This is a genomic window from Winogradskyella sp. SM1960 (assembly GCF_020179375.1).
Lineage (GTDB): Bacteria > Bacteroidota > Bacteroidia > Flavobacteriales > Flavobacteriaceae > Winogradskyella > Winogradskyella marina.
In genome coordinates, this window is sequence record NZ_JAICBG010000033.1 from 1 (window position 1) to 1843 (window position 1843).

Annotated in this window: 1 protein-coding gene; it reads left to right on the plus strand. The window is 28.5% G+C overall.

Features of this window, described 5'->3' with window-relative positions; genetic code table 11:
- The first annotated feature begins 92 nt into the window (after nucleotides 1–92).
- Nucleotides 93–1640: a hypothetical protein gene (locus K1X16_RS17830; RefSeq protein ID WP_225037423.1), complete on the plus strand. Its 1548-nt coding sequence runs from the start codon at nucleotides 93–95 to the stop codon at nucleotides 1638–1640.
- The last annotated feature ends 203 nt before the right edge of the window (nucleotides 1641–1843 follow it).

Genomic DNA, 1843 nt, shown 5'->3' on the forward strand with positions numbered 1-1843 from the left:
CTTCTAAACGGCTAAAAAAAATCTTTTGAACGTCTAAATAATAACTAAAAAGAGTCAACCTATTTCAGTATAATACAAAAATATGAGAATGAATGGAAGTAACTGATTTTTTAACCATACTTGGTCTTGGTTTAGCTGTATGGGCATTAATTCAAAAAAAGGAAAGAAAATTTGTCTTATTGTTTTTTTCTAAATCACAAATAACAGCTTTCATAATAGGAATTATTTACTTACACTATTTATTTTCATTTGACTGGTTAAGAGATAATTGGTTTCCTTTTTTAAACTACTTCTCATTTGAAAAAGGAATACCAAATGAAATTTGGGCTTATATTTTTTCTATAATATTATTTGGAATTCCAATCCTTATTGTTCTATTTGGATTTTTCTCTTCTTCGAGAAGAAACGAACTAATAGACTTATATAATTCTTTACTACAAGAGAATGAGATTGACCTATTGGTAGAATATATCAATAAATATCACACCGAAAATATTAAAGATTATTTAATAGGACTTTCTCATCTTCCTGAAAAAGAGACTATAGATTTAATTTTGAGAAGAAGAACAGAAAAGGACGTAGAATACGAAAATCTTATTAAACCTAAAAGAATAAAATTTGCAGCAAGTGTTTATGGATTTATCATTCAAAACGAAAATTTCATAAATAAAGCAGCACCTATTTATCCAAAGTTATTTGCTAAAATATTTTCTGGAATGGAAACTGAAAAAGCATCTAACGAAAATTTAGCTAAAAAATTTATTGAGAGCATATTTGAAACTAAAAACCAGGAATTTATTTCAGAACTAAAAATTGCAAACAATTCTAATTCTTCACTTGATGGAATAAATGAAAGTTACGACATTCCTATTTTACATAGTATTCTTTCACATACAAAAACAGCTGCAAAAAATTCTGTTTGGTATCCAATAGGAGAAAAAGGAGTCAAATCAATTAAATATGACAATGAACAAAAAGAGTTCATTTTAAAGAAGTATGATGGAGATTTAGAATCCGAGCAATGGAATCACAAAATACATATTGCAATAGTATATTTTAATTATATGGTAAGGGAAACAATCTATAAGGACAGCGAATCGCATATGTGGTTATACTATTATAGAAATTTCACAGATTTGTTAATTGAAACCATTCCTAAAAAAAATAATTATGATGGAAGCCTTGGAAACCCATCATTTGCACATAAACTAATTAATGACCAAACAGAAAATATGAGAGGTTGGTTAGAGCTTGCAAGAGAACAAAAAGTAACTTTTAGAGTAATTGATACTATTAAATGTTTGGGTTATTGCCTTAATGCAATATGTGAAACAAAAAATAAAAAAATATCTGAAAAATTCAAAATAAACCAATTAGATTTAATCATCTCGTTATGGTTTACTCATTCAGAAAGCGAAGAATATGAAAATAGTTCACTAACAATAGAATGGTTGACAACAATGTTTTTGAATCCGAGATGGGTAAATCAAGGAGGTAACGAAAGAACTGATAATTATATAGACCTTTTGGAGAAGTCTTGGACTGAATTTGATAAAATACCATATAGAATGCACGGACAAAATGATATAATTGAAAAATTTAAAAGGGAAGTTTTAGAACCAATTGGACTTGGGGAATAAAAACTACCGCCAACACCGTATATAATTTATTGCTGGCTTCTCGCCTACTTACGAAAGTCCTCGCGGACTTTCTTGGTCGGTAATTATTTACTAAATTAGTTGCTTGAAACACGCAACAAACCATATACAAACACGTTGTAAGTAATTTGAGAAAAACGCTAATCATATTGATATCATTGAGTTTTGGACTTTCATCTTGCGAG

What these genes read in the sequence shown, in the direction of transcription:
- K1X16_RS17830 (WP_225037423.1), top strand. Translation starts at nt 93, where the DNA reads ATGGAAGTAACTGATTTTTTAACCATACTTGGTCTTGGTTTAGCTGTA.